This window comes from Brevundimonas sp., from assembly GCF_035561115.1.
Classification (GTDB): domain Bacteria; phylum Pseudomonadota; class Alphaproteobacteria; order Caulobacterales; family Caulobacteraceae; genus Brevundimonas.
Genome location: NZ_DATMYH010000005.1, coordinates 1 through 17916, shown reverse-complemented (window position 1 = coordinate 17916; position 17916 = coordinate 1). Strand labels below are relative to the sequence as shown.

At 68.2% G+C, this 17916-nt stretch carries 20 protein-coding genes; 9 read left to right on the top strand and 11 right to left on the bottom strand.

Going from position 1 to position 17916, the window contains the following annotated elements:
- The first annotated feature begins 94 nt into the window (after positions 1-94).
- The 6 genes from rpmI to VN378_RS00450 all read left to right on the top strand — a co-directional run bounded on the left by rpmI (position 95) and on the right by VN378_RS00450 (position 5703).
- Positions 95-292, top strand: coding sequence for a 50S ribosomal protein L35 (gene rpmI / locus VN378_RS00475; RefSeq protein ID WP_003166435.1), 198 nt, complete (start codon positions 95-97; stop codon positions 290-292).
- 113 nt (positions 293-405) lie between these two features.
- Positions 406-762, top strand: a complete 357-nt coding sequence (gene rplT / locus VN378_RS00470; RefSeq protein WP_325739904.1) for a 50S ribosomal protein L20 — start codon at positions 406-408, stop codon at positions 760-762.
- Positions 763-1083: 321 nt separating this feature from the next.
- On the top strand, positions 1084-2175 hold the full coding sequence (pheS, locus tag VN378_RS00465) for a phenylalanine--tRNA ligase subunit alpha (protein WP_325739919.1): 1092 nt from the start codon (positions 1084-1086) through the stop codon (positions 2173-2175).
- A 3-nt stretch (positions 2176-2178) separates the two neighbouring features.
- Entirely contained in the window at positions 2179-2571 is a 393-nt protein-coding gene (locus VN378_RS00460) for a hypothetical protein (RefSeq protein ID WP_325739903.1), read from the top strand.
- On the top strand, positions 2568-4991 hold the full coding sequence (pheT, locus tag VN378_RS00455) for a phenylalanine--tRNA ligase subunit beta (RefSeq protein ID WP_325739902.1): 2424 nt from the start codon (positions 2568-2570) through the stop codon (positions 4989-4991). Before VN378_RS00460 ends, pheT begins: the two co-directional genes overlap by 4 nt.
- A 97-nt stretch (positions 4992-5088) precedes the next feature.
- Entirely contained in the window at positions 5089-5703 is a 615-nt protein-coding gene (locus tag VN378_RS00450) for a DUF1134 domain-containing protein (RefSeq protein WP_325739901.1), read from the top strand.
- Here the strand turns inward: VN378_RS00450 and VN378_RS00445 are convergent.
- The 5 genes from VN378_RS00445 to thpR form a co-directional block, all read right to left on the bottom strand.
- A complete protein-coding gene (locus VN378_RS00445) occupies positions 5700-6065 on the bottom strand; it encodes a bleomycin resistance protein (protein WP_325739900.1) in 366 nt (121 codons plus the stop codon). The two genes, VN378_RS00450 and VN378_RS00445, sit on opposite strands and share 4 nt — an antisense overlap.
- Positions 6066-6269: 204 nt before the next feature.
- Positions 6270-7148 carry an NAD-dependent epimerase/dehydratase family protein gene (locus VN378_RS00440; RefSeq protein ID WP_325739899.1) on the bottom strand — a complete coding sequence of 293 codons (879 nt, stop codon included), beginning with the start codon at positions 7146-7148 and terminating at the stop codon, positions 6270-6272.
- Positions 7149-7157: 9 nt separating this feature from the next.
- Entirely contained in the window at positions 7158-8393 is a 1236-nt protein-coding gene (locus VN378_RS00435) for an NAD-dependent epimerase/dehydratase family protein (protein WP_325739898.1), read from the bottom strand.
- 93 nt (positions 8394-8486) lie between these two features.
- Positions 8487-9014 (bottom strand): GNAT family N-acetyltransferase, encoded by a 528-nt coding sequence (locus VN378_RS00430; protein WP_325739897.1) that lies wholly within the window; start codon positions 9012-9014, stop codon positions 8487-8489.
- Positions 9015-9022: 8 nt separating this feature from the next.
- Positions 9023-9562, bottom strand: coding sequence for an RNA 2',3'-cyclic phosphodiesterase (thpR, locus tag VN378_RS00425; protein ID WP_325739895.1), 540 nt, complete (start codon positions 9560-9562; stop codon positions 9023-9025).
- 124 nt (positions 9563-9686) lie between these two features.
- Between thpR and VN378_RS00420 the strand changes: the two genes are divergently transcribed.
- The gene (locus tag VN378_RS00420; RefSeq protein WP_325739893.1) at positions 9687-10433 is read left to right on the top strand and encodes a Bax inhibitor-1/YccA family protein; all 747 of its coding nucleotides are present in this window, start codon (positions 9687-9689) and stop codon (positions 10431-10433) included.
- Positions 10434-10534: 101 nt separating this feature from the next.
- On the opposite strand, the gene VN378_RS00415 is transcribed toward VN378_RS00420, so the two are convergent.
- From VN378_RS00415 to VN378_RS00405, 3 genes are all read right to left on the bottom strand, one after another.
- Complete coding sequence (locus VN378_RS00415) at positions 10535-10873, bottom strand: DUF2794 domain-containing protein (RefSeq protein WP_325739891.1); 339 nt, start codon at positions 10871-10873, stop codon at positions 10535-10537.
- A gap of 341 nt (positions 10874-11214) precedes the next feature.
- On the bottom strand, positions 11215-12534 hold the full coding sequence (locus VN378_RS00410) for a trypsin-like peptidase domain-containing protein (protein ID WP_325739890.1): 1320 nt from the start codon (positions 12532-12534) through the stop codon (positions 11215-11217).
- Positions 12535-12594: 60 nt separating this feature from the next.
- Positions 12595-13785 (bottom strand): acyl-CoA dehydrogenase, encoded by a 1191-nt coding sequence (locus VN378_RS00405; protein WP_325739888.1) that lies wholly within the window; start codon positions 13783-13785, stop codon positions 12595-12597.
- Positions 13786-13926: 141 nt separating this feature from the next.
- On the opposite strand from VN378_RS00405, the gene VN378_RS00400 reads away from it, so the two are divergent.
- Positions 13927-14193, top strand: coding sequence for a DUF6356 family protein (locus VN378_RS00400; protein WP_325739886.1), 267 nt, complete (start codon positions 13927-13929; stop codon positions 14191-14193).
- A gap of 213 nt (positions 14194-14406) precedes the next feature.
- On the top strand, positions 14407-15594 hold the full coding sequence (locus VN378_RS00395; RefSeq protein WP_325739884.1) for a CaiB/BaiF CoA-transferase family protein: 1188 nt from the start codon (positions 14407-14409) through the stop codon (positions 15592-15594).
- Between the two features lie 199 nt (positions 15595-15793).
- On the opposite strand, the gene VN378_RS00390 is transcribed toward VN378_RS00395, so the two are convergent.
- The 3 genes from VN378_RS00390 to odhB form a co-directional block, all read right to left on the bottom strand.
- Positions 15794-16117: a hypothetical protein gene (locus tag VN378_RS00390; protein ID WP_325739882.1), complete on the bottom strand. Its 324-nt coding sequence runs from the start codon at positions 16115-16117 to the stop codon at positions 15794-15796.
- A gap of 112 nt (positions 16118-16229) precedes the next feature.
- Positions 16230-16709, bottom strand: a complete 480-nt coding sequence (locus VN378_RS00385; RefSeq protein WP_325739880.1) for a hypothetical protein — start codon at positions 16707-16709, stop codon at positions 16230-16232.
- The gene (gene odhB / locus VN378_RS00380) at positions 16709-17902 is read right to left on the bottom strand and encodes a 2-oxoglutarate dehydrogenase complex dihydrolipoyllysine-residue succinyltransferase (protein WP_325739918.1); all 1194 of its coding nucleotides are present in this window, start codon (positions 17900-17902) and stop codon (positions 16709-16711) included. Before odhB ends, VN378_RS00385 begins: the two co-directional genes overlap by 1 nt.
- Positions 17903-17916 lie beyond the last annotated feature (14 nt).

The following is a 17916-nucleotide window of genomic DNA, read 5'->3' as shown; positions in this document are numbered from 1 at the left end:
GAACAGGCATGCCTGGGCGGTTCTCATCAGGGTTTCCAATCCGACGGCTCCAAAGGCCCGAAGAACCGGCAACCCACTCAAACAGAGAGTGAAAATGCCCAAACTGAAGACGAAGTCGGGCGCCAAGAAGCGCTTCAAATTCACGGCGACTGGCAAGGTGAAGGCCGGCGTGGCGGGCAAGCGGCACCGCTTGATCAGCCACAACAGCAAATACATCCGCCAGAACCGCGGCACCTCGGTCATGGCCGACGCCGACGCAAAGAAGATCAAGTCCTACATGCCGTACGCCTGATCGGCGCGCGTCATCACGATCTGATCCATTCACCGCATAAGAATTTGAATCGCGTCCCCTCAAGCAGCCGAGCGCCGCGCGCGAGGCGATAGGGGACAACAAGGAGTTTCATCATGGCTCGCGTCAAACGGGGCGTAGTTTCCCACGCCAAACACAAGAAGGTTCTCAAGCAGGCCAAGGGTTTCTACGGCCGCCGCAAGAACACCATCCGCACCGCCAAGGCTGCTGTGGACCGCGCCGGGCAGTACGCCTACCGCGACCGCCGCAACAAGAAGCGCTCGTTCCGCGCCCTGTGGATCCAGCGCATCAACGCCGCCGCGCGTCTGGAAGGCTTCACCTATTCGCAGTTCATCCACGGCCTCGGCGAAGCCGGCATCGAACTGGACCGCAAGGTCCTGGCCGCGATGGCCGCCGACGAAACCGTCTTCAAGGCGATCGCCGACAAGGTCCGGGACGCGCTGAAGGCCTGATTTTCCGGCAACGGAAGACGCAAAAGCCCTCCGGCCCGCGCCGGGGGGCTTTTTGCTTTGCGCCCTACCCGCTAGAGGACCACCATCATGAGTGAATCCCTCAAGTCCCCCACACCCCCGGCATCGGGGAAGGAGATGGTTCTCCAAAGCGAAGAGCTATCGAAGGCCCTCAGCTCCTTGAGGGAGTTCACGATATCGGTGCCTTCGATCAACCTGCCGAAAGAGTGGCGGGAAGTGCAGGAGAGCGTGGCAAGCGCAGGCACGTCCATCGAGTTGTCGATGAGTGAATTCAACAGTGCGGTGGTACCTGCCATTCAGGCCATGGTTTCTGCGAGAAACTCTATCGCACACCTGAATCTGGGCCGGCATTTCGACGCAATCCAGCAAGCGACAAAGTCCATAGAACTCGCGGCGGCGAAGACTGCTGCTATCGGCAAATCCAGCGAACTATCTCAGGCACTTCGGTCTCTAGGTTCCCTCCCTGCTGACGAGCGGCGTGAGACTTCCAAGGCTGCGAACACCGCTCAATCTCTAATCAGCGCTGTCATCAAAGCGCGAGAAGTGGAGCTGGAAGGGGCCGAACTGGACGCCCGTCTGCAGGCTGAACATGTCGACCTGACCCTTCCGGCCCGCCCGCGCCGCAAGGGCTCGGTGCATCCCACAATGCAGGTGATGGACGAGATGATCGCCCTGTTCGCCGACATGGGCTTCGCGGTGGCGGAAGGCCCCGACATCGAGGACGATTTCCACAATTTCACCGCCCTGAATTTCCCGCCCAAACATCCGGCGCGGGAGATGCACGACACCTTCTTCCTGCGGCCCGACCCCGAGACCGGCGAGCGCAAGGTGCTGCGCACCCACACCAGCCCGGTGCAGGTGCGGACCATGATGACGCAGAAGCCGCCGATCCGGATCATCGCTCCGGGGCGGACCTTCCGTAAGGATTCGGACGCCACCCACACGCCGATGTTCCATCAGGTCGAGGGGCTGGTCATCGACCGCGACATCCATATGGGCCACCTGAAGTGGACGCTGGAAACCTTCGTCGCCCGCTTCTTCGAGGTGGACGGCGTCGACGCCCGCTTCCGCCCCCATCATTTCCCGTTCACCGAGCCGTCGGCCGAGATGGACATCCGCTGCGACCGCTCGGGCGGCGAGCTGAAGCTCAACACCGGCGACAGCTGGATGGAGATTCTCGGCTGCGGGATGGTCCATCCGAACGTGCTGCGGAACTGCGGCATCGATCCCGACGAATACCAGGGCTTCGCCTTCGGCATGGGCGTCGACCGGCTGGCCATGTTGAAATACGGCATCCCCGACCTCCGCCCCATGTTCGAGGCCGATACGCGGTGGCTGGCCCACTACGGCTTCTCCGCCTTCGCCGCGCCCAATCCGGCCAGCGGCCTGAGCTGACCCATGACCGATTCTTCCTCGCTTCCCCCGCTCACCGCCCTGGGCGCCGGCCCCGTCTATGAGAACCTGCACATCTGGCTGCCGCAGCTGTTCGCGGAACACGCGCGCGCGGGCTCGGCGGTGATCGAGGGCAAGACCTTCGTGAACTGCCGCTTCGAAGGGCCGGCGGTGCTGCTGCCGCTCAGCGGATGCACCTTCGAGACCTGCAACATGGGCGAGGCCGGCGGCGACACGCGCAACCTGCTGCTCGCTCCGGTCGGGTCGCAAAAGGTGATCGGCGTCATTCCGTTCCGGGACTGCGCCTTCCGCCAGAGCGCCTTCTACATGGTGGGCTTCACCGGCTCTGCTTCGTTCCTGAAGCATTTCCACGAGATGGTCGGAGGGTCGGCGGCGTGAAATTCACCCTCTCCTGGCTGAAGGAACATCTCGACACGGACGCCGACGCGGCGGCCGTGGCCGACGCCATGACCATGGCTGGGCTGGAGGTCGAGGAGGTTCACGACCCGATCGCGGCGCTGGCGCCGTTCACGGTGGCGCGGATCGTCTCGGCCGAACGTCACCCCAACGCCGACCGGCTGCAGGTCTGCCAGGTCGACACCGTCGACGGCCGCAAGGAAATCGTCTGCGGCGCGCCCAACGCCCGCGCGGGCCTGACCACCATCTACGCCCCGATCGGAGCCTGGGTGCCGGGACTGCAGGTCACCCTGGTCGAGAAGCCGGTGCGGGGCGTGGTTTCGCACGGCATGCTCTGCTCCGCTGCCGAACTTGAGCTTGCGGGCGATAGCGACGGCATCCTGGAACTGGCCGACGACCTGACGGTCGGGACCCCGGCGGCGGGCGTGTTCGGAGCCGAGCCGGTGATCGATTTCGAGGTCACCCCGAACCGGCCTGACTGGCTGGGCGTGGCCGGTATTGCGCGCGACTTGGCTGCGGCCAGCCTCGGCCAGTTGAAGACGCCGGCGGTCGTTCCGGTGCCGGGCGCCTTCCCTTCGCCGATCACCGTGCGCATCGAGGCGCCGGAGATGTGCCCGGCCTATTCCGGGCGGCTGATCCGGGGCGTGAAGAACGGACCGTCGCCGGAGTGGCTGCAGCATCGCCTGACGGCCATCGGCCTGCGCTCGATCAACCGGCTGGTCGATGTCACCAATCTGATCGCCTACGACCGCTGCCGACCCCTGCATGTCTATGACGCCGCCAAGCTGGTGGGCGGAGAGATCGTCGTGCGGGCGGGGCAGGTGGCCGCGGATACGCCGGAGCATGCGGGCGGCCAGCACGAACATCTGATCGCCCTGGACGGCAAGACCTACACGGCCGATCCCGCCATCTGCATGATCGCCGACGCCGCCGGCGAACGTCCCATCGGGCTGGGCGGCGTCATGGGCGGCGAATCCACAGGCTGCTCCGACGAAACCGTCGACGTCTTCGTCGAGAGCGGCTGGTTCGATCCCCTCGTCACCGCCCAGACCGGACGGACGCTGGCGATCAGCTCCGACGCCCAGTACCGGTTCGCGCGCGGGGTCGATCCCGCCTTCATGGTCCCGGGCCTTGAGCTGGCGACGCGCCTGATCCTCGACCTGTGCGGCGGCGAGCCGTCCGAAGTCGTGACGGCGGGCGAGGCCCTGGCCGATCCCGCGTCCTTTGCCTTCGACCCGGCCCGCGTCGGCCAGCTGACCGGCCTGTCTCTGGACGAAGACCGGATCGCCGAAATCCTGACCCGGCTGGGCTTCGAGGTCGAGCGCGGGGCGCCGTGGACGGTGACGCCGCCGTCCTGGCGCCGCGACGTCGAGGGCGCCGCCGATCTGGTGGAGGAGGTCGCCCGCATCCAGGGCTATGACGCCCTGCCATCGACCCCGCTGCCCGACCAGGGCGCGCCGTCGCGCGGCGTCCTGAACCCGCGCCAGGCCCGCGTCCGCCGCGCGCGCCGGGCTCTCGCGGCCATGGGCTATGCCGAGGCTGTCACCTGGTCCTTCACCAGACAGTCGACCGCCGCCCTGTTCGGCGGCGGCGACGAACGTCTGCTGGTCGAGAATCCCATCGCGGCCGAACTGGACTGCATGCGGCCCTCGGTCCTGCCCAACCTGGTCCAGGCCGCCGCCCGCAACGCCGCGCGCGGCCATGCCGACGCCGCCCTGTTCGAGATCGGCCCCATCTATCTGGACGACAGTCCGACGGGCCAGCGCACCGTCATCGCCGGCCTGGTCGCGCCGCGTTCCGCGCGCCACTGGGGCGGCGGGGCCGAGGACGCCCTGTTCGGCCTCAAGGGTGACCTGATGGCGCTGCTGGACGAGCTGGGCGCGCCCACGGCCTCGCTGCAGCTGGCGCAGGGCCAGAACCGCGACTGGTGGCATCCCGGCCGCTCGGCCCGCCTGCAGCTCGGCCCGAAGAATGTAATGGTCGAGTTCGGGGCCCTGCATCCGCGCGTGCTCAAGGCGCTGGACGCCGACGGGCCGATGCTGGCGTTCGAGATCGTGCTGGATGCGGTCCCCGAACCGCGCGGGGCGAAATCCAAAACCCGCGGCCCCGCCAACCTCGCCAATCTGATGCCCCTGACCCGTGACTTCGCCTTCGTGGTCGAGGACGGCAGGGCGGCCGGCGACCTGATGCGCGCCGTGGCCGGGGCCGACAAGGCGCTGATCGCCGACTTGCGGGTGTTCGACGTCTATCGCGGCGCCGGCGTGCCCGAGGGCATGAAGTCGGTGGCGCTGGAGGTCGTGATCCAGCCCGCCGAGGCGACCCTGACCGAGGCCGGGATCGAGGCGTTGTCGGCGAAGATCGTCGCGGCAGGGGCGAAGGCGGGCGCGACCCTGCGGGCCTAGGGCCGCGTGCGCGGCAAGGTTCCGTTAACCTCGCCGCCGCAAGGCTGACGCAAAAGGCGGCGACCCTGCCTCGTCCCGCCCCGCTGAGAGATTCGCCATGCACCGCCGCCAGATGATCCTTTCCGGCCTCGCCGTCACCGCCGGCGCCGCGGGCCTGTCCGCCTGCGCCACGGGCGGCCAGGCCGGCGATCCCAACTACCCGATCGCCTCCGACCAGCAGGCCCAGGCCTATACGGCCGACGAACTGATCGCCGCCGGCTCGCGCGAGCTGGGCATCGCCGCCGAAGCCCTCGGCGGGGCCATCGAGCGCATCTTCGCCGAACAGGGCGACCGCCCGACCGCCTATATCGCCGGCGAAGAGGGCTCGGGCGCGGCCGGCGTCGGCCTGCGTTACGGCCGGGGCGCCCTGCATATGAAGGACCTGTCGGCCTCGCAGGAGGTGTTCTGGCAGGGCATTTCCATCGGCTGGGACGTCGGCGGCAACGCCAGCCGCGTCTTCACCCTGGTCTACGGCCTGTTCCATCCGGACATGATCTACCGCCGCTACCCCGGCGTGGAGGGCTCGGCCTATCTGGTCGGCGGCCTGGGCGTGAACTACCAGCGCGCCGACGGCATCGTTCTGGCTCCCATCCGCACCGGCGTGGGCCTGCGTCTGGGCGCCAATGTCGGCACCATGGCCTACAGCCGCCAGCGCAACCTTCTGCCGTTCTAGGACGGGTTCTGGACGAGGCGCAGCAGCGAGCCGTCCGGGTCGAGCAGGTAGCCGATCCGCAGGCCCGAATGCTCCAGCGCCGGGGCCTGAAGCCGGGGAAAGCCGCCAGACCGCTCGGGCACGCTGGCCGCCTTGCAGACGGCATGGAAGGCGTCGACGTCGTCCAGCCGCAGGCAGGCGCTGAACGAACTCGCGCCCGGATCGAGGTCCGGATACGGGAAGAATTCCAGCATCAGATCGCCGCGGCGCAGGATCATCCAGCCGCCGTCGCGCCAGCCCTGCTCGAAGCCGAGCTTGCCGTAGAACCGCGCGGTCTGTTCGAAATCCCGCGAGGGCAGGTTCGGGGTGGCGTGGTCGGTCATCGGCGGGTCTCCGTCCGCCGCGAATCTAGCACGCCGGACCATCGGAGAGAGGGGTCGGAGGCGGGGCGTTTCCGGACATCGGCGGGCGTCTGTCCGGCATCTGCGGCGGCCAAACGGATCTTGTCGCGCATGTCTCGCATGTCGGCCTTGTCGCGGGGCCGATGTCGAGGATGTCCTGGCCGAAATGTCTCGGCCCGAGGTCGTCTATGTGGCGGCGTCGCCGATCATCGCCTCCAGCCCTTCGCGCCAGGTCGGATAGAGCGGCCGCCAGCCCAGCTCGGCCTTGGCGCGCGCGTTCGAGAGCCGCTTGGAGTCGAGATAGAAGCGCCGCATCGCGTCGGACACCGACGGATCGTCGAGGTCGACCTCGGGCGGGAGCGGCAGGCCGAGGCGGCGCGCGGCCGATTCCATGACCACGTCCGCCGGCGCCGGTTCGTCGTCGCACAGGATGTAGGCCGCGCCGGGCCGGGGCCGCGCCATTGACGCGAACAGGCCCGAGACGGCGTCGTCGACATGGATCCGGTTGAACACCTGGCCGGGCTTGCGCACCAGCCGCGCCGTGCCGTCGCGCAGGCGGTCCAGCGGCGAGCGGCCGGGGCCGTAGAGGGCCGGCAGGCGGAAAATCTGCACGGTCAGCCCCATGCCCTGTCCGGCGTCCAGCCAGTCGCGTTCGGCCCGGACCCGCCGCGCGCCTTCCAGACTGGCGGCGTTCAGTTCGCTGTCCTCCAGGGCCCAGCCGCCGGCGCGGTCGCCATAGACGGCGGTGGAGGAGACGTAGCCAATCCAGTCGGGCCAGGATCCCGACGCCGTGATCGCGGGCAGCAGCGCCCTGACCCCCGGACAACCGGTCGCTTCCGGCGGGGCGGTGATCAGGATGGCCGAAGCCTCGGCGACCGCGGCGGTCAGCGCCGCCGCGTCGGCCGGATCGACGGCGGCGAACCCTTCCGCGGTCAGGTCGGCGCGCCGGCCGGCGTCCCGGCTGGTCAGGACGGCGCGGCCGCCGCGCCGGATCGCCTCGCGGGCCCCGGCCTGCCCCAGCCAGCCGCCGCCGAAGACCAGCAGGGATGCGGGGGCGTCAGACATGGAGCAGCCTCAGGCCGACCGGGCGTGAACCGGGGTCTTGGGAGGCGCGGTCAGGGTGGGCTCGGTTCGCACCGCCTGCGCCCGCTTGCTGTTCCAGGTCGAGACGCATGGCACCTTCGACAGATCGGCCCGGCCGGCGTAGCGGCGGGCGATGTCGGTGACCTCGTCCAGCAGACCTTGGGCCAGGGTGATCGGCTTCAGGCCCAGGTCGCGGAACTGGTCGTTGGCGACGACCAGTTCGTTCTCATCGGCCTCCTGACGCGGATTCGGCACATTGTGCACCTCGGCGCCGGTCATGTCGGCGATCATGGCGGCCAGATCGCGGACACGGCGGCTCTCGGTCATCTGGTTCAGGATCTTGACCCTTTCACCCGACTTCGGCGGATTGGCCAGGGCCAGTTCGACGCAGCGCACCGTGTCCTGGATGTGGATGAAGGCCCGCGTCTGGCCGCCCGTGCCGTGCACCGTCAGCGGATAGTTCACGGCCGCCTGCATCAGGAACCGGTTCAGCACCGTGCCGTAGTCGCCGTCATAGTCGAAGCGGTTGATCAGCCGCTCGTCCCGGCGCGTCTCTTCGGTCTGGGTGCCCCAGACGATGCCCTGGTGCAGGTCGGTGATCCGCAGCCCGTCGTTCCTGGCGTAGAACTGGAACAGCAGGGCGTCCTGCGTCTTGGTCATGTGATAGATCGAGCCGGGGTTCGGCGGGAACAGGATCTCCTGTTCGGCCGGGCCGAAGTCGGTGTCGACCGTGACCTTCAGATAGCCCTCGGGAATGCGCAGGCCGGCGGTGGTGTAGCCATAGACGCCCATGGTGCCCAGATGCGCCAGGTGCACGTCCAGCCCGCTCTCGACGATCGCCGCCAGCAGATGGTTGGTGGCGTTCAGATTGTTGTCGACCGTGTACAATTTGTGCCGCGCCGACTTCATTGAATAGGGCGCGGCCCGCTGTTCGGCGAAATGGACGACGCTGTCGGGCTTCCAGTCGCGGATCAGGGCCACCAGACGGTCGAACTCCTTGCCGACGGTCATGTTGACGAAGTCGATCGTCTGGCCGCTGACCTCCTTCCAGGCGGCGATGCGCTCGCCCATGGTCCGGATGGGGGTCAGGGACTGGACTTCCAGTTCGTTGTCGATGTTGCGCCGGCTCAGGTTGTCGACGACGCAGACGTCCCAGCCGCGCGCCGACAGGTGCAACGCCGTCGGCCAGCCGCAGAAACCATCGCCGCCCAGAACAAGAACCCGCATTCGACCATCCCTCGCGATTTGCCGACCTTGCGTAGCGGATGGCGACGCGGGGTCAAAGCTTGACCTTGTAACGCGCGAACGGGCCCGCCGGGCTCAGCGGCGTTCGCGCGCGCGCCACTCTTCGCGGCTCTGGCCCCAGCGGTCCATGGCCAGCTCGTGGAAGGGCGGCGGGAGCCGCGTCGGTCCCTGGTTGCGCGAGCCGATTCGCTCGGCCAGCCGCTGCGACGGCGTATTGGCCGGATCGATACAGTGGATGACGTCGGTCCAGCCGAGCACGTCGAAGGCGTAGTCGATCGTCGCGGTCGCCGCCTCGACGCCATAGCCCTTGCCCTGGGCGTCCGGATGCAGGCCCCAGCCCACCTCGGTCCCCGGCCAGCCATGGGGCCGCCACGGCCCGATGCGGCCCAGCCACAGGCCCGTCTCGCGTTCGATCAGCGAGAACATGGAGACGCCGGTCAGGCTCCAGGCCCCGGCCATGGTCATGAAGCCGCGCCAGGCGACCGCCGCCGGCTGCGCCCCGCCGAGGAATTTCGCCGCCTCGGGATCGCCCATCATCTCGGCCCAGCGCGGGAAGTCCTCCAGGGCGATGGGGCGAAGGGTCAGGCGTTCGGTTTCAAGCACCGGTCCGGTCAAAGCAGATACTCCCGCTCGAGTTGGTAATGGCTGCCGTCATGGGTCAGGACGCTGGAATACAGGCCGAACCGGTCGACCCGGATGGGCGGCGAATGCAGCAGGTTGTGCCCGGCGATCCAGGCCCCGATCCGGTCCGGATTGGCGTGCGGCTTCAGATAGGCCAGCGTCAGGTGCGGGCGGTAGTCGCGGCGCTCCACGGCGATCCCGGCCCGTTCGGCGGCGCTGCGGCAGCGGCTGGCCAGCACCGACAGCCGCTCGCTCGGCTCGATCCCGGCCCACAGGGTTCCGGTGCGATGGCCGTCGCCGAAGGACCCGACGCCCGCCAGGGCGATCTCGAACGGTCCGCCCGCCGCAGCCCGCTCCAGCTCGACGCTCAGATCGTCGGCGCGCCGTCCGTCGATCTCGCCATAGAAGGCCAGGGTGATGTGCAGCTGTTCGGCCGTGCGCCATTTCGCGCCGGGCAGGCCGGTCTGGCGGCGCGCCAGGGTCTCGGCCACGTCGTCGGGAACGGAAAGGGCGGTGAACAGCCGGACCATGCGGCTCTTGGTAGCGGCTGGGAACGGCGGGCCCAAGTCCGGTTTTCCTTGCGGAAGGGGTCTCGCGGCCCGATATTTGTGCAAAGGCCGGGACCGCCCGGTCAAATGGAGGATCGATCTCGCCATGAGCGATTTCAGAAACGGTTACACCACCGCGCCTGCGACAGCCGACATGTCGGTCGACGCCGGCCTGCGCAGCTTCATGCTGGGCGTCTACAACAAGGTGGCTCTGGGCCTGTTGGTTTCGGCCGTGCTGGCCTGGATCACCGGTTCATACCCGCCCGTGCGTGATCTCATGTACCAGATCACGCCCGACGGCCGTCTGGCCGGGTTTACCATCCTGGGCATGATCGTGGCCTTCGCGCCGCTGGTCGTCCTGCTCGGTTCCAACTTTGTGATGAAGAGCCCGACCTCGGGCGCGGCAAGCGCATTGTACTGGCTGATCGTGGCCCTGATCGGCGCCTCTATGGGTACGGTGGTGCTGATCTACACCGGAGCCTCGGTGGTCCAGACCTTCCTGATCACGGCCGCCGCCTTTGGCGCGCTCAGCCTGTTCGGCTACACCACGAAGAAGGACCTGACCGGCTTCGGCAGCTTCCTGATCATGGGCGTGATCGGCCTGATCATCGCCTCGGTGGTCAACATCTTCCTTCAGAACTCGATGATGCAGCTGATCATCAGCGTTCTGGGCGTGCTGATCTTCGCGGGCCTGACCGCCTACGACACCCAGCGGCTGAAGATGACCTACTACGCGCTCGGCGGTAACCAGAACGCCATGGGCGTGGCCACCAGCTACGGCGCGCTGAGCCTGTACATCAACTTCATCAACATGTTCCAATTCCTGCTGATGCTGTTCGGCGGCCGGCGCTGATGTGGCGGTTGTCGCGGGTGTATCGCCCTCGCGATTTCAGCGCGAAACCTCGATAACCGCGACAATCCAGAAAAGGCCCCGGTGCGAACCGGGGCCTTTTTTCAATCGACGATCGTGAATTTCCGGCTGTCGAAAACGCGCAGCACCTGGGCCAGCTCGCGTCCCCGGCGCAGCACATGACCGCCCTCGCCGATGACGGCCCACTGACCCTGTTTCAAGCGCAGGGCGGGTCGCTTCTCGATCCGGTAGAGGGGCGCGTCGCCCGAGCGGCGGAACACGGCGAACTCGGCTGCGTCCCGGTGCCCGACCATGGCGTAGTCGCGCCATTCGGCGGCGGCGACCATTCGCCCGTAGACCCTGAGAATCAGGTCCAGTTCCTTGCGGTCGAAGAAGACCGGTCCGGGCTGTGACTGCAGATCGGCGGCGTCGCTCATCAGCATGAGGTTACGCCGACATCCGCGAAACGCCAGCGCCGCTGCTGTTCCCGCCCACACCCTTCCATCGAACACTGTGTCGGCAAGAACAGCATGGGTCGGAAATCGCACCGAACATGAAATCGCCTCGCTTCGGCCCATCGCCCGCCGCCTTGCGGGGTGAAGTCTGGACATCGGCTCGCTGGAGCCCGGAGCAGTTCCGGATCCTGAACAGCCCCCCCAGCCCCTCCTGGATTTCTCCACCAAGGGCTCCGGCGGGCCGATGCTTCCTCCAAAGCGAGACGCCCGCTCCGCCACCCTCCCCCCTCCGGCAGAGCGGGCGTTTTGCTGTCCGGCGTCCGGCGGGATCAGGGCAGGCGGATCTCGACCGTTTCCTCGCCGCGGGTGACCGACAGCGCCGCCTCTCCCGTCTTGTCCAGCGCCCGGGCGAGACCGGCCAGATCGGCCGTCGGCTGGCCATCGACCGTGCGGATCACGTCGCCGGCCTGAAGTCCGGCGGCGGCGGCGGACGATCCGCCCTCGACGGCGAAGACCTGCGGGCCGTCGCTTCCCGGCCGCACCGCCGCCCCGCGCGCGATCACTGCATCCGCGCCGGATATGACCGGGCGTTCGCCCGGCGCCTCGACGGTCATGGTGGTGCGCGCCTCATGGCCGCCGCGCAGATAGACCACCTCGACCTGGGTTCCCGGCGCGGCGATGCCGACGGTGGCGGCGACCGTGCCGGCGTTCGACACGGGCCGGTTCTGGATGCGGGTGATCACATCGCCGCGGCGCAGGCCTCCCGCCTCCGCCGAAGAGCCCGGAGCCACGTCCTCGACCACCGCCCCGCGCACGATGCCGAGGCCGAAATCGCGCGAGCGCTCGGCGTTCAGCGACCCGAGGATGACGCCCGTCGTGCCGCGTTTGACCTCGCCGGTCTCGCGCAGCTGGGCCACGACATACATCATGATCCGGCTGGGCACGGCGAAGGCGATGCCGTCGTTGCCGCCGCCGCCGCCTGAAAGGATGGAGGTGTTGATGCCGATCAGCCGGCCCCGGCTGTCCAGCAGCGGCCCGCCGGAATTGCCCGAGTTCACGGCCGCGTCGGTCTGGATATAGTCCTCGATCCGGTCGCCCATGCCGGAACGGCCGAGGCCCGAGATCACGCCCATGGTCAGGGTCTGGTCCAGGCCCAGCGGATAGCCGACCGCAAAGGCCAGATCCCCGGTCCGCAGCGAATCGGAGTTGACCACCTCGATCTGGGACAGACCGGTCGCCTCGATCTTCAGCACGGCCAGGTCGGTGGCCTTGTCCGTGCCGATCAGGGTGGCGTCGAAGATGCGGCCGTCGGTCATGTCGACGGTGAATTTCCGCCCGCCCTCGACCACATGGTTGTTGGTCACGACGATGCCCTCGCGCGCGTCGATGATGGCGCCGGAGCCGCTGGAGATCGGGCGCGGCTCATTGTCGCCCGAGCTGGGACCTTCGGACTGGCCCAGGGTCGTGACCTGGACGACGGCGGGCAGGGCGCGCTCCAGTCCGGTGGCGAAGGTGAAGACTCCGCGCTCGGCGTCGAACGGCACCGGCGACTGCTGGGCCGTGGCGGGCGCCGCCGCCAGCAACAGCGGAACCGCCATGGCCAGGGCCAGCAGGGACAGGCCGCCGGTCCGAAGGTTGAAACGCCGCATCTCAGGGTCCCCCGTCATCATCCGGACCCTAGCGCGGGAAAGCGGCGATGACGACAGGCGTTAGAAGGCGCTCTCGCCTGTGATCGCCCGACCAAGGATCAGGGCGTGGACGTCGTGGGCGCCCTCATAGGTGTTGACCGTCTCCAGGTTCATGGCGTGGCGCATGACGTGCATCTCGCCGGTGATGCCGGCGCCGCCGTGCATGTCGCGGGCGACGCGGGCGATATCGAGCGCCTTGCCGCAGTTGTTGCGCTTCATCATCGAGATGGCCTCGGGGACCCAGGCCCCCTGATCGAGCAGCCGGCCCAGCGCCAGCGCGCCCTCGAAGCCGAGGAAGATCTCGGTCTGCATGTCCGCCAGCTTCTTCTGCACCAGTTGGCGCGACGACAGCGGGCGGCCGAACAGCATCCGTTCGCCGACATAGTCGCGGGTCAGGTGGAAACAGGCCTCGGCCGCGCCCATGGCCCCCCAGGCGATGCCGTAGCGGGCCTTGTTCAGGCAGCTGAAGGGACCGCGCAGGCCCTTCACGCCCGGCAGCAGGTTCTCTTCCGGCACGAACACGTCGTTCAGACCGATGTCGCCGGTGATGGAGGCGCGCAGGGAAAGCTTGTCGCCGATCTTGTCGGTGGTGAAGCCGTCCATGCCGCGCTCGACGATGAAGCCGCGGATCACGTCATCCAGCTTGGCCCAGACCACGGCGAGGTCGCTGATCGGGCTGTTGGTGATCCAGTATTTGGCGCCGTTGAGCTTGTAGCCCCCGTCGACCTTGACCGCCTTCGTCTTCATCGAGGCCGGGTCCGAGCCGCCGTCGGCCTCGGTCAGGCCGAAACAGCCGACCAATTCGCCGGCCGCCATGCGGGGCAGGAAGCGCATCTTCTGCTCTTCCGAGCCGAAGGCGTAGATGGGGTACATGGCGAGCGACGACTGGACCGACATGGCCGAGCGGTAGCCGCTGTCGACCGCCTCGATCTCGCGCGCGATCAGGCCGTAGGCGACGTGGCTGACCGAGGAGCCGCCGTACTGTTCCGGCAGCATGGCGCCGAGGAAGCCCATCTCGCCCAGCTCGGTCATGATGGCGCGGTCGAAGGTCTCGTCGCGGAAGGCCTCGACCACCCGGGGCAGCAGCTTCTCGCGGGCGTAGGACCGCGCCGCGTCCTGGATCATCCGTTCGTCGTCGGTCAGCCGGCCCGACAGGTCCAGCGGGTCGTCCCAGCGGAAGGTCTTGGAGGGGGCGGAGGCGCCGTCGGCCATGGGTCGTCTTTCCTGAGCGGGTTCGGAGCCTTGTACGATCGTAGGCGGAATTAACCGCCGGCCCCCTGTTCTGACGCGCGGTTTAGGCCAGAATGGCGCCGACGGGTAGTGGCCCGGCCCGTCGCAAGCTAGACTGCCGCCATGATCCGCACCCTGAATCGTCTGTTCGTCGAACATCCGCGCGAGGTGGAGGAGAGCTATCTCCACCACATGGCCGCCTCGTCGCGATTCGGCTTCCGTCTGCTGAAACTGGCCGGCTGCGCCTTCATGCATGCGCTGGTGCCGGGCGTGCACAAGGCGACGGTGTCCAGGGCGGTCTGCTGCATGGCCGAGGAGCTGGACGGCCGGGCCCGCGAGGCGCGCGAGTGCCGGATGCGCGACGCGGGCGTGTGGGATCCGGGTCTGTAGGCCCCACTGCTTTCGTCATCCTCCGGCAAGCCCCGAAGCGGCGCAGACCGGGGGACCCAGCGGCGCGCGCGAGCGCGAACCTGCCGCGGACACCCTGCCTGAACAGATCGCCTTCGGCGCCGCTGGGTCCCCCGGTCTCGCTGTGCTCGCCGGAGGATGACGAAAGAGGAGGCATTGCTTCTCCCGCAAGCAGAGACGGGATAATCACGGTTCATGACCCAGCCACAAGGCCCCCTATCCGGCGTTCGCGTCCTCGACCTGTCCCGCGTGCTGGCCGGTCCGTGGGCGACGCAGATGCTGGCGGACCTCGGGGCCGAGGTGATCAAGATCGAGCGGCCCGGCGTCGGCGACGACACCCGCCACTGGGGCCCGCCCTTCACCACGAAGGCGGACGGTTCGAAGGGCGACGCGGCCTATTTCCTGTGCGCCAACCGGGGCAAGAAGTCGGTCGAACTGGACCTGGCCGCGCCCGAGGGCGCTGAGATCGTCCGTGAACTGAGCAAGACCTGCGATGTGGTGGTCGAGAATTTCAAGACGGGCGGGCTGAAGAAATACGGTCTCGACCATGCCGCCCTGTCGGCGATCAATCCGAAGCTGGTCTATTGCTCGATCACCGGCTTCGGTCAGGACGGGCCCGACGCCCATCGCGCCGGCTACGACTACATGATCCAGGCCATGGGCGGGCTGATGTCGATCACCGGCCAGCCGGACGGCGCGCCGGGGGCCGAGCCGATGAAGGTGGGGGTGGCGGTCGTCGACCTGTTCACCGGCCTGTACGCCTCCAACGCCATCCTCGCGGCCCTGATGCATGCGCGGGCGACGGGGCAGGGGCAGCATGTCGACATCGCCCTGTTCGACGTCCAGGCGGCCATGCTGGCCAATCAGGCGACCAACTTCTTCGTCTCGGGCAAGGCGCCGACGCGGATGGGCAATGCGCATCCGAACCTGGCGCCGTATCAGCCCTTCCCCTGCACGGACGGCATGGTGGTGATCGCCGTGGGCAATGACGGCCAGTTCCGGGCGCTGTGCGGGGCGCTGGGCGTCGAGGGCATGGGGGCCGATCCGCGCTTCCTGACCAACGCCCTGCGCATCGAGCACCGCGCGGCCATGACGGCCGAGCTGTCGGCCCTGACGGCGGGACAGACCATGCATGGGCTGATGGCGGCGCTGGAGGCGGCGGGCGTGCCCTGCGGACCGGTCAACACCATCGATCAGGTGTTCGAAGAGCCGCAGGCGAAGCATCGCGGGCTTGAGGTGACGCAGGCGCGGGCCGATCTGGCCGGGCCGGTGCGGACGGTCGCCTCGCCGATACGGATGTCCGTGACGCCGGTCGCCTACGACCGGGCGCCGCCGGCGCTGGGGCAGGACACGGAGGCGGTGTTGGGCGGGCTCAAGCCCTGAGCTTCTGGCCGGCCACCCGAAAAAACACCGTCCGAAGAGTCCGAAGAGTCCACTCCGTCCGCTCAAAAACACAGTCCACTGAGTCCACTGAGTCCACTCGGGGATCGGCGCGCCTGCCGAAATTCGATTGTCAAAGACCAGACCCCGCGGGGTTTCAGTCATGACAGCATGCGCGTGCGTCAGAAACGGACGTAGCGACCTAGGAGCCGACCAGAAATCCGAGCCCGATGGCCGCGAGAAGCGCCAGCGGACCTGCCTTGCGCACAGGATTGGCGCTGACAGGGTCCGCGTCCTCGATCCGTTCGGCTCCGCCCCGCAGGCGTTCCAGAAGCGTCCGCGCCGCGGCCGCCTGATCATTCGGCACCGACAGGTTTACGCCGCCGAGGGCCTGAAGCACGAGGGGGTTGGCCTTCACATGCTCGGCGCCGCCCAGCACGGGATCATAGCCGTCAGAGCGCAGGCGCGACGCCGCGATCTCGGCTTCGTAGACATCGGCGAAACGGGCGATCTCGATCATCGTCATCAAGTAGTGATGAACCGGAAGATCGCTCGTCCAACCATCGCCGCGATCATCACGATAATGATCACCGTGGCGAGGCCTTGGAGGGCCGCCAGAGGCGGACCACACCGGGCCTTCAGGCCGAGCGGAACGGCTGGGGCAGGGCCTCAAGTAGCGCCCGGTCCAAGGTCAGGATGAGCATGCCGGGCAGGAAAAACCGGACCCACTCAAACAGGGCGTCAAACGAGACCATCGCCGCCGGATCGATCCCGCCCGAGACCAGGGCCCCGGCGAGCAGGAAGCCAAAATGGCCCGCGGCTCCGATCAGCCAGGGCTGAAGCGCCGGCCGGCGACGCCAGCAAGCGAACGCGGCCGCGCCATATCCGCCGATCGCGACGAGGATCGGAACATCAAGGACCGGCAGCCAGACGAGCGGCAGATCGAACGGAGGCGGCGAGACCGGGCGGGCGAACCAGCCGAGCCAGACAAGGCTCCCGGCGAGGAAAAGCAGGCCGAGGATGCTCGCCGCGAGCCACAGGATCACCAACCAGCGAGTAAAGGGCGGCGGGGCCGCTCCCATGCCTGGCCGCAGCGGCGGCGCCCCCCAGCGGTTCATCACAGATCCAGCAGCGCCCGGGCCGGGTCTTCGAGCAGTTCCTTGACGCGGACGAGGAAGGTCACCGCCTCCTTGCCGTCGACGATGCGGTGATCGTAGCTGAGGGCCAGGTACATCATCGGGCGGATCAGCACCTCGCCGTTCACCGCCATCGGGCGCTGGACAATGTTGTGCATGCCCAGGATGCCGGACTGCGGCGCGTTCAGGATCGGCGTCGACATCAGCGAACCGTAGGTGCCGCCGTTGGTGATGGTGAAGGTGCCGCCCTGCAGCTGGTCCAGGGTCAGGTCGCCGTCGCGGGCGGCCTTGCCCAGGGCCGCGATGCCCTTCTCGATGCCCGCCAGCGACAGGGCGTCCGCGTCGCGCAGGACCGGCACGACCAGCCCCTTCTCGGTGCCGACGGCGACGCCGATGTCGTAGTGGTTCTTGTAGATGATGTCCGTGCCGTCGATCTCGGCGTTGACGGCCGGGATCTCGCGCAGCGCCTGGACGATCGCCTTGGTGAAGAAGCTCATGAAGCCCAGCTTCACGCCGTGGCGCTTCTCGAAGACTTCCTTGTACCGGGTGCGCAGTTCCATGACGTTGGTCATGTCCACCTCATTGAAGGTGGTCAGCTGGGCGGCGGTGTTCTGCGATTCCTTCAGGCGGCGCGCGATGGTCTGGCGCAGGCGGGTCATCTTGACCCGCTCCTCGCGCGGCTGGTCGGCGCGCGGGGCGGCGGGCGCAGCAGCCGGGGCGGCGGCGGCCGGAGCCGGAGCGGCGGCGCCGATGGCGGCGATGGCGTCGGCCTTGGTGATGTTGCCTTTAGGCCCGGTGGCGGCCAGCGTCTTCGGGTCGAGGTTGTTCTCGGTCACAACGCGCTGCACGGCGGGCGACAGGTGCGGGTCTTCACCCGATTTGATCTGGGCCGAGCCGGCGTTGGCCGAAGCGCCCGAGGCGGGCGCGGCGGCGGCGGGGGCCGCAGCGGCCGCGCCGGACGCGGCGATGCTGCCGATCTGCTGGCCGGGCGTGACGGTCGAACCGGCCTCGGCGACGATGGTCAGGACCCCTGCGGCGGGGGCGGAGACTTCCACCGCGACCTTGTCGGTCTCGATCTCGACCAGCATCTCGTCCTTGGCGACGGTGTCGCCCGACTTCTTGAGCCAGGTTCCCATCGTGCCCTCGGCGACGCTTTCGCCCATGGTCGGGGTCATGATCGGGACAGCGC

Bases quoted from the DNA above. Each gene is read 5' to 3' on its own strand.
- rplT (WP_325739904.1), top strand. From the start codon at position 406: ATGGCTCGCGTCAAACGGGGCGTAGTTTCCCACGCCAAACACAAGAAG.
- VN378_RS00400 (WP_325739886.1), top strand. From the start codon at position 13,927: ATGATCCGCACCCTGAATCGTCTGTTCGTCGAACATCCGCGCGAGGTG.
- VN378_RS00435 (WP_325739898.1), bottom strand. From the start codon at position 8,393: ATGCGGGTTCTTGTTCTGGGCGGCGATGGTTTCTGCGGCTGGCCGACG.
- rpmI (WP_003166435.1), top strand. From the start codon at position 95: ATGCCCAAACTGAAGACGAAGTCGGGCGCCAAGAAGCGCTTCAAATTC.
- VN378_RS00405 (WP_325739888.1), bottom strand. From the start codon at position 13,785: ATGGCCGACGGCGCCTCCGCCCCCTCCAAGACCTTCCGCTGGGACGAC.
- VN378_RS00420 (WP_325739893.1), top strand. From the start codon at position 9,687: ATGAGCGATTTCAGAAACGGTTACACCACCGCGCCTGCGACAGCCGAC.
- VN378_RS00440 (WP_325739899.1), bottom strand. From the start codon at position 7,148: ATGTCTGACGCCCCCGCATCCCTGCTGGTCTTCGGCGGCGGCTGGCTG.
- odhB (WP_325739918.1), bottom strand. From the start codon at position 17,902: ATGACCCCGACCATGGGCGAAAGCGTCGCCGAGGGCACGATGGGAACC.
- VN378_RS00390 (WP_325739882.1), bottom strand. From the start codon at position 16,117: ATGACGATGATCGAGATCGCCCGTTTCGCCGATGTCTACGAAGCCGAG.
- VN378_RS00460 (WP_325739903.1), top strand. From the start codon at position 2,179: ATGACCGATTCTTCCTCGCTTCCCCCGCTCACCGCCCTGGGCGCCGGC.
- VN378_RS00385 (WP_325739880.1), bottom strand. From the start codon at position 16,709: ATGAACCGCTGGGGGGCGCCGCCGCTGCGGCCAGGCATGGGAGCGGCC.
- thpR (WP_325739895.1), bottom strand. From the start codon at position 9,562: ATGGTCCGGCTGTTCACCGCCCTTTCCGTTCCCGACGACGTGGCCGAG.
- pheS (WP_325739919.1), top strand. From the start codon at position 1,084: ATGGTTTCTGCGAGAAACTCTATCGCACACCTGAATCTGGGCCGGCAT.
- VN378_RS00445 (WP_325739900.1), bottom strand. From the start codon at position 6,065: ATGACCGACCACGCCACCCCGAACCTGCCCTCGCGGGATTTCGAACAG.
- VN378_RS00415 (WP_325739891.1), bottom strand. From the start codon at position 10,873: ATGCTGATGAGCGACGCCGCCGATCTGCAGTCACAGCCCGGACCGGTC.
- VN378_RS00395 (WP_325739884.1), top strand. From the start codon at position 14,407: ATGACCCAGCCACAAGGCCCCCTATCCGGCGTTCGCGTCCTCGACCTG.
- VN378_RS00410 (WP_325739890.1), bottom strand. From the start codon at position 12,534: ATGCGGCGTTTCAACCTTCGGACCGGCGGCCTGTCCCTGCTGGCCCTG.
- VN378_RS00450 (WP_325739901.1), top strand. From the start codon at position 5,089: ATGCACCGCCGCCAGATGATCCTTTCCGGCCTCGCCGTCACCGCCGGC.